Annotated in this window: 9 protein-coding genes; 4 read left to right on the top strand and 5 right to left on the bottom strand. The window is 57.1% G+C overall.

What is annotated here, in order from left to right:
- Nucleotides 1-22 precede the first annotated feature (22 nt).
- The 3 genes from pyrF to ACNKID_RS09400 are packed head-to-tail and all read right to left on the bottom strand — an operon-like array spanning nucleotide 23 to nucleotide 2,997.
- Nucleotides 23-745, bottom strand: a complete 723-nt coding sequence (pyrF, locus tag ACNKID_RS09390) for an orotidine-5'-phosphate decarboxylase (RefSeq protein ID WP_417913169.1) — start codon at nucleotides 743-745, stop codon at nucleotides 23-25.
- Between the two features lie 5 nt (nucleotides 746-750).
- On the bottom strand, nucleotides 751-1,572 hold the full coding sequence (gene lgt / locus ACNKID_RS09395; protein WP_417913170.1) for a prolipoprotein diacylglyceryl transferase: 822 nt from the start codon (nucleotides 1,570-1,572) through the stop codon (nucleotides 751-753).
- Nucleotides 1,573-1,629: 57 nt separating this feature from the next.
- Nucleotides 1,630-2,997 carry a hypothetical protein gene (locus ACNKID_RS09400; protein WP_417913171.1) on the bottom strand — a complete coding sequence of 456 codons (1,368 nt, stop codon included), beginning with the start codon at nucleotides 2,995-2,997 and terminating at the stop codon, nucleotides 1,630-1,632.
- A gap of 340 nt (nucleotides 2,998-3,337) precedes the next feature.
- Here ACNKID_RS09400 and ACNKID_RS09405 point away from each other — a divergent pair, with 340 nt between their 5' ends.
- Nucleotides 3,338-3,682: a hypothetical protein gene (locus ACNKID_RS09405; protein WP_417913172.1), complete on the top strand. Its 345-nt coding sequence runs from the start codon at nucleotides 3,338-3,340 to the stop codon at nucleotides 3,680-3,682.
- 14 nt (nucleotides 3,683-3,696) lie between these two features.
- On the opposite strand, the gene ACNKID_RS09410 is transcribed toward ACNKID_RS09405, so the two are convergent.
- Nucleotides 3,697-3,966, bottom strand: a complete 270-nt coding sequence (locus ACNKID_RS09410) for a hypothetical protein (RefSeq protein ID WP_417913173.1) — start codon at nucleotides 3,964-3,966, stop codon at nucleotides 3,697-3,699.
- Between the two features lie 57 nt (nucleotides 3,967-4,023).
- Here ACNKID_RS09410 and ACNKID_RS09415 point away from each other — a divergent pair, with 57 nt between their 5' ends.
- The 3 genes from ACNKID_RS09415 to ACNKID_RS09425 all read left to right on the top strand — a co-directional run bounded on the left by ACNKID_RS09415 (nucleotide 4,024) and on the right by ACNKID_RS09425 (nucleotide 6,124).
- A complete protein-coding gene (locus ACNKID_RS09415) occupies nucleotides 4,024-4,383 on the top strand; it encodes a CGGC domain-containing protein (RefSeq protein ID WP_417913174.1) in 360 nt (119 codons plus the stop codon).
- 84 nt (nucleotides 4,384-4,467) lie between these two features.
- Nucleotides 4,468-5,085: a 5-formyltetrahydrofolate cyclo-ligase gene (locus ACNKID_RS09420; protein ID WP_417913175.1), complete on the top strand. Its 618-nt coding sequence runs from the start codon at nucleotides 4,468-4,470 to the stop codon at nucleotides 5,083-5,085.
- A gap of 7 nt (nucleotides 5,086-5,092) precedes the next feature.
- On the top strand, nucleotides 5,093-6,124 hold the full coding sequence (locus ACNKID_RS09425; RefSeq protein WP_417913176.1) for a histone deacetylase: 1,032 nt from the start codon (nucleotides 5,093-5,095) through the stop codon (nucleotides 6,122-6,124).
- On the opposite strand, the gene ACNKID_RS09430 is transcribed toward ACNKID_RS09425, so the two are convergent.
- Nucleotides 6,023-6,799, bottom strand: a complete 777-nt coding sequence (locus ACNKID_RS09430) for a metallophosphoesterase (RefSeq protein WP_417913177.1) — start codon at nucleotides 6,797-6,799, stop codon at nucleotides 6,023-6,025. The two genes, ACNKID_RS09425 and ACNKID_RS09430, sit on opposite strands and share 102 nt — an antisense overlap.
- Nucleotides 6,800-6,848: the final 49 nt, after the last annotated feature.

The following is a 6,848-nucleotide window of genomic DNA, read 5'->3' on the forward strand; positions in this document are numbered from 1 at the left end:
TGAGATGAGTTCATAACAGGCTCTAACTTATTCTTGCCGCCAGCCCTGCGGCAATTTCCTGCTGTAGGCTGCGGATCAGGGCGATCGGGTCTTTGCTGTCTCGGATCGGCCTGCCGATGACCACATAATCCGCGCCGCTGAGGATGGCATCCTTGGCCGTGGCGATGCGCTTCTGATCGTCGCTGCCGTCGTCAACGTTCGCGCCAGGACGGATGCCCGGCGTGACGATAAGGAAATTCTCATCCAGCTCGCTGCGCAGCGGCCCGGCCTCCAGCGCAGAGGCCACCACGCCGTCACAGCCCAGCTCCAATGCCTTGCGCGAACGCAGCAGCACCAAATCGGCGATGCTGCCGCTCATGCCCATCTCCCGCATGTCCTCCTCGCAGAAGCTGGTCAGCACCGTGACCGCGAGAATTTTCAGATCGCCCTTGGCCGCTGCTGCCGCCCGCAGAATCGGGTCGTTGCCGTGCACGGTGGCGAAGGTCACGCCCCGGTTGCAGAGCTGCCCGACAGTCAGCTTGACCGTTTCCGGGATGTCGAAGAATTTCAAGTCGACCATCACCTTGCAGCCGCGCTCAACCAGTGCGTCAATGGTCTTGAACCAGCCCGCCATGAAGAGTTGCAGGCCGACTTTAAAGAAACGGATTTCACCGTCCAGCCTCTCGATCAGGCGCATGGCCTCCTCATGGCTCGGCACGTCAAGGGCGAAAATGATCCGCTCGTTGAGCGGTATGTTTTTGGGCATGATGTTCACTGTGCGGCAGGTTTGTGTTGTTGTTTCCGCAGGACGGCGTGCAGGATCAGCCCTGCGCCGATCATCGCCGCGCAGAGCAGCTGGCCCATGCTCATGCCGAAGAGCAGCAGGCCGAGCTGCGGATCCGGCTCGCGGAAGAATTCGATCAGCCAGCGGAACACGCCGTAGCAGATCAGGAACAAGACCAGCAGCGAGCCATGCGGCCACAGTCCGCCAAGCTGATTTTGTTGCCACGGCTTGCCCCGCAGCGGCCAGAGGATGCAGAAGAGAACCAAGCCTTCCAAAAGGGCCTCGTAAAGCTGGGAAGGATGCCGGGGCAGCTCGCCGCCGCCGGGGAAAATCATGCCCCACGGCGCATCTGTGACGCGGCCATACAGCTCGCCGTTGAAGAAATTGCCGATCCTGCCTAAGCCAAGGCCGATTGGGGCTGTGACCGCATACAAATCCGCGCCCTGCCAGAAATTCAGTCCGGCGCGGCGGCAGAAGAGCAGCCCGGCCAGCAGCACGCCGATCACCCCACCGTGAAAGGACATGCCGCCCTGCCACGTGGCGATCATTTCCGCCGGATGCTCAAGGTAATAGGCTGAATTGTAAAAAAACACGTAGCCCAGCCGTCCGCCGAGGATCACTCCGGCGATCAGGGCCAGATTAAGGTTGTCCAACTGGTCAAGCATCTGCTGCCAGCCGAGCCGCCGGGCCTGCTGTCTGACCAAAAGATACGAAGCAGTGAAGCCAAGAACATACATCAGTCCGTACCATCGCACCGCAAAGGGGCCGACAGCAAAAATCACCGGGTCGATGTCAGGATAGGCAAGCATGAAGGAAACGGATTGAATGTGTTCTGATGATGTCTTCTGGGCGGGAGGAGGCGCAGGCTATTTCAGCACTTCCCAGCTGCTGATGATGGTGATGATGTCCTGCTTTTCCTGCTCGGTAAGATAATTGGGGTCGCCGGTGTTTTCCGCCATGCTGCTGACGGTCTCTTTCCACTCTTCTTTGGTTTTCTCAGCCTGATGCACCCGTTCCAAATCATGACAGAGTCCGCATTTGCGGGAGACAAGCGGATGATCGGCACTGGATGACTTGGGCCGGACGGCATCTTCGTTTTTATTTGGCTTTTCCTGCTGCTGCGGACGGCTGAGGAACTCAATGATCCGCGCTTTCTCCTCCTTGGACAGGTACTCAGGATCGCCGGTGATTTCAATCATGCTGTTGACCGTCTCGGTCCACGCCTCCTCTGTTTTATCTGTGATTCCCAGCACCCGGTCCAAAGCATGGCATCCTGCGCTGCATTTTTTGGCGACCAGCTTTCTGATCTCGTCAATCTGCGGTTCGGCAGGCGGCGGCCCATTTGTCTGCCCATTCCTCGGTTCCTTCCAGCGTTGACGGCTGCTGAGAAACTTGACAATGCTTTGTTTCTCCTGCTCAGACAGATACGCAGGATCGCCGACGATTTTTACCATCTTGCTGACAGTTTCGCTCCAGTGCTGCTCGTTCATGTCAGCTCCGAAGACTTTGTCTAAGCTGTGACAGACACCGCATTTGCTGGAAATCAGCTTCCGGCCCCGTTCCGCCTCGCTGTTTATCTGCCGCCGTTCCTGCTGCTGATTGAGATAGCCAACAATCTGCTTGACATCCGTGCTGGTGATGTTGGGATAATCCAGTTCCGCCATTTTGCGGACAGTAGGCAGCCAGTCAGAGGCCGTGCTGGTGTAGACCCGCTCCAGACTGTGGCACTTGCTGCATTTTCTGGTCATGATGATCTGTCCAGGCTCCACGCTGACAAGCTCCCTTTCCCCGTCATTGGAAAAGGCGTATTTAAAACCGTTGCCGTTGAGGGCGTAATATTTGGCCGTGATCGCTGTCAGTCCAAAAGAAAGGCCGAAAATCGCTGTTCCCAGCAGGACGAGCTTGGTGCTGATCTGCGACCTGCGCCGGGCGATGGCCACTTTGATCATAATCAGCGGGACCAGCAGCAAAGCGACCACAATCGCAGGCATGGACGGCCCGCTCAGGGGTATGTCGGCTTGAAGACCGCCTGCGCTGAACACCATGTAGACCAGCATGACAACGAAAAGGCTCAGAAAAAGATAGCCCAAAAAGCGATGCGCCGCGAGCCAGCCGCTTTTGCCGTCCTTGTCCTCATCCGCTTTGCTGTTCATGTCATACAGCATGATCAGCACCGTGACTCCGGCGATGACGACCAGCAGAACTGCCAGCATGGATGAAAAATGATGGTGCATAGCCAATTGCGTTCTTGCGTTGTCTTCAAACCGACCGCCTGCGGCGGCTCCTTTCAGAGTCTATCCCTTTTCTGCGCCCAGTTCAATGCTTAAGTCGCTTGCAGGGGAAAGGGCAAGGCTGCGGCCAGCGCGTCCGCGCCGCTTGCTGCGCCAAAACACGCTTGCCCTCATGCTCCGGCGGGCGCGGCAGCTGCGGCATCGCCTTCTGATCCCTTTCCGCACCCGTTGATTGCTGCGGCGGCGCGGGATTTCATTCGACAACGGCCAGCAGGCCAGATTATAATAGAAAAAAGGCAGCAAAATTTCTTTCAGGCAGTTCTGACTGCAGGAGGATGCAGACATGGTCCGCAATATTGTCATCATTCTTATTCTCATCGTCGTCGGAGTGCCCTCGTGGCAGATCGGCGCGATCATGCTGGAAAAAAAACAGGTGGGCTATCTTCTTCAGGAGCAGGCCAACAGCATGAAAAAATATCAGAATGAGGAGGTCGTGACAGGCCGTCTGAGAAAGGAGCTGGAGCTTCGCCAGCTTGCTCCGGAGTTTAAGTTCACACAAATAGATTCACGCAAGGCGAAAATCGTTTACACCTACAGAGCCGCAGCTTCTGTCTTTGGCCACACTTATTACGAAGTGGCTGAAGACATGGAAGCTGAAACGAAAGAAGGCGCTTTTGAGGACAAGTAGAGGTCAGCGTTCAATCAAAGGGCCGCGCTGCTTTTCTTAGGCCGATTCCTCGTGGAGTCGGCCTTTTTGTTTCCGATCGCAGCATCTTGTTGACTTTCTTCCTGTGTCAGGGTAGAGAAAAGAGGAGCTGAGGACGCGGCGCGCGTCACCATCGCCCTGCGGCTGGCTTTGGCAGGGTTGTTTTGGTTGCTGTTCGGCATTGCCGCAGGATTGCATTCTCGCTTCAAAACCGCAGCCGCATGCGCCAGAGGATCATTTTTCCCTCTGTTTTGATATTTTTCCATCTTCCATCTTTCATCCCTGAACAGGGCGGCAGCCTTCAGGCTGCAAAGGAGCAACAAATGGCCAAAATCGCAATTCTGTACTGCAAAAAGATCAAAGATCATTCCTGCGTCGCCTGCGCCAAGTGCTACAAAGGCATGGCTGAGAAAAACGGCGAGTTCGCCCGCTATAAAGACGAGGAGATTGAGCTGGTGGCGATGACTGACTGCGGCGGCTGCCCTGGTTTGACTGTGCCGCGTGTCAAATTGCTGAAGGAAACCACTGCAAACATCGGCAGGCCGATGGAAGTGGTGCATCTTGGCACCTGCGTCAAGGCGGCGATGGAGACCGCAGGCTGTCCGATTGTTTATGACGACCTGAAGGTGAATCTGGAGAAGAAATTCGGCGTGCAGGTGGTTCTGGGCACGCATTCGTACTGATTCCGCCTGCTTTATATTGCCTCTGCAAAGAATCGCAACGCCCGGAGGACTGGGCCGCTGCGATTTTTTTTGCCTGCAACGCCAATGACAAACACCATAACCAGCTGTCTGCTCCGCCGGGCCGCGCTCGCCGCGCGTGATCAGCTTGATCCGATCAGCCGGAGCGAGAAAAGCAGCCGCATTGCCGCCCTGCTGACTGAGCATCCGGCAGTCCGCGAGGCCCGGCATCTTTTTATCTATGTTCATTTCCGCAGCGAGGTGGAGACTCTGCCGCTGATCGAGCGTTTTCTTGCTGCTGGAAAGACCGTTTCTGTGCCGCTGACCCTGCGCAAGGAGCAAAGGCTGTCTGCGGTGCGGATCACTGACCCGGCTGCGCAGCTTTCGCCGGGTTGTTTCGGCATTTTGGAGCCGACGCAGGAGCAGACGGCAGCTGATCCGGCAGCAATTGACCTTGCTTTGATCCCCGGATCAGTTTTTGACCAGTTCGGCGGCAGGCTTGGCTACGGCGGCGGCTTCTATGACCGTTTTCTCAGCCAAGACGCGCCGCAGGCTCTGCGCGTCGCTCTGGCGTACGCAATGCAGCTGGCGGAGCACGTGCCCTTGGAGGCTCATGACCAGCTGATGGACCTGATTGTGACAGAAGAGCAGTGTTATGACTGCCGGAGGATTCGTGATGCGCAGGACAGCAATATACAGAGATGAACTTTTTTTGCAGCATCAGCCGGGTTATGGTCATCCTGAGTCGCCGGAGCGGCTGCGGGTGATTTATGAGGCCTTGGACAAGGACGGTCTTGGCCGCCGCTTTCTTCGTCCGCAGTTCCTGCCCGCAGATTTGGACACGCTGCGGCTCAATCACTCGGCGGAACTGGTGCGGCGGGTCGCAGCCACGCAAGGAAAAGAGACACACGCCCTTGATCCAGACACACATGCCTCGGCCCGCTCGCATGAAGCCGCCTGTCTGGCTGCCGGCGCATTGATTGACGGCATCCGACGCATCTTTCAGGGCGAAATGGACAACGCCTTCTGTCTTGTCCGCCCTCCTGGTCATCATGCCGAGCAGGAAAGCTCGATGGGCTTCTGTCTTTACAACAATGTGGCCGTGGCTGCGCGCTGGGCGATGCGGAATCTGGCTTTGCAGCGGATCATGATTGTGGACTGGGACCTGCATCACGGCAACGGCACGCAGGAAAGCTTTCATGACATGCAGGAAGTGCTGTATCTCTCGGTGCACAAGTATCCTTACTACCCCGGCACCGGTGCCGCGATGGAGAACGGCACGGACAAAGGCGAAGGGCATACAATCAATGTGCCGCTGCCCGGCGGTCAAGGCGATTTGGAATACGCCCGTGTCTTCAACGAGCTGGTTGTGCCTGTGGCGCGGGCATATCAGCCGGAGCTAATCCTGATCTCCTGCGGTTTTGACATTTGCAAAGGCGATCCGCTCGGAGACATGCAGGTGAGTCCAGAAGGCATTGCGTGGATGACCCGGAAGATGGTGGAAATCGCGGCGGAAGTCTGCAAAGGCAGGCTGCTGGTGACCTTGGAAGGCGGTTATAATCTGAACGCCATCCGTCTTGGCGCGTTGGCTGTGCTGGCTGAATTGTCAGGTGAGCCGATTGCGGGCTGGCCGGTCAATCTTTCAGCGGAAAAAGCGGAAGAGTTGGCTCAGGCTAAAACGAAGGTCAAATGCCCTGCCTTGGAGCAGGCCATTTTGATCGCCAGAGAATTCTGGCCGGTTTGAACAACGCTGGCCAGGCACGGAAATGAACTCGCGCTGCGGCAAAAGCAGCGCAGTCAGCCTGCCGCCGTAGACCGCGCCTGTGTCGATGCCGATTTTGTCCCGCAGCAGCAGCGGTTTGACAAAAACCGTGTGGCCAAAGACCACGGTTTTGCCGAAATCGTGCCGACTGCGGATGAATTCGTCCCGCACCCAGAGGCAGCAGCCTGGGCTTTGGCGGCTGAGATGCAAACCCGGCTCCAAACCGGCATGAACGCAGATGCACTGCTCATTTTCCCACAGCATGAGCAGGTTGCTGAGAAAGGTCAGATGCTCCGGCGGCAGCATCGTCCGCAGCGCAGCCGGGTCTGCGTCAGACGGAAGGCCATAGCTGGCAAGCGTCGCTTCGCCGCCTGCATGTAAAAAGAAAGTGCTGTCATGCCGTCCTTCAAGAACGTCGAGCAATATCCGCTCGTGGTTGCCCATCAGGAAGATTGTGCGAGGCTTTCGGCGGCGGAAGTCGAGCAGCTGATCAATCACGCCTTTTGAGTCCGGGCCTCGGTCAATGTAATCGCCGAGAAAGACAAATGACTCCGCCTGCTCCTCAATCAAAGGCAGCAAGGCCGCAAGCGAGCCGCCGCAGCCGTGAATGTCGCCTGTAACGCAGACAGCAGCCTTTGTTCGCCCCGCTGTCAGCATGTTCTGAGTCTTATGCAGCTTTTTTCTCCGCAAAGCACGGTCGCATCAT

The sequence above is a fragment of the Candidatus Electronema sp. TJ genome (assembly GCF_048287355.1).
Lineage (GTDB): Bacteria > Desulfobacterota > Desulfobulbia > Desulfobulbales > Desulfobulbaceae > Electronema.

Bases quoted from the DNA above. Each gene is read 5' to 3' on its own strand.
- pyrF (WP_417913169.1), bottom strand. From the start codon at position 745: ATGCCCAAAAACATACCGCTCAACGAGCGGATCATTTTCGCCCTTGAC.
- ACNKID_RS09410 (WP_417913173.1), bottom strand. From the start codon at position 3,966: ATGGAAAAATATCAAAACAGAGGGAAAAATGATCCTCTGGCGCATGCG.
- ACNKID_RS09430 (WP_417913177.1), bottom strand. From the start codon at position 6,799: ATGCTGACAGCGGGGCGAACAAAGGCTGCTGTCTGCGTTACAGGCGAC.
- ACNKID_RS09415 (WP_417913174.1), top strand. From the start codon at position 4,024: ATGGCCAAAATCGCAATTCTGTACTGCAAAAAGATCAAAGATCATTCC.
- ACNKID_RS09400 (WP_417913171.1), bottom strand. From the start codon at position 2,997: ATGCACCATCATTTTTCATCCATGCTGGCAGTTCTGCTGGTCGTCATC.
- lgt (WP_417913170.1), bottom strand. From the start codon at position 1,572: ATGCTTGCCTATCCTGACATCGACCCGGTGATTTTTGCTGTCGGCCCC.
- ACNKID_RS09420 (WP_417913175.1), top strand. From the start codon at position 4,468: ATGACAAACACCATAACCAGCTGTCTGCTCCGCCGGGCCGCGCTCGCC.
- ACNKID_RS09405 (WP_417913172.1), top strand. From the start codon at position 3,338: ATGGTCCGCAATATTGTCATCATTCTTATTCTCATCGTCGTCGGAGTG.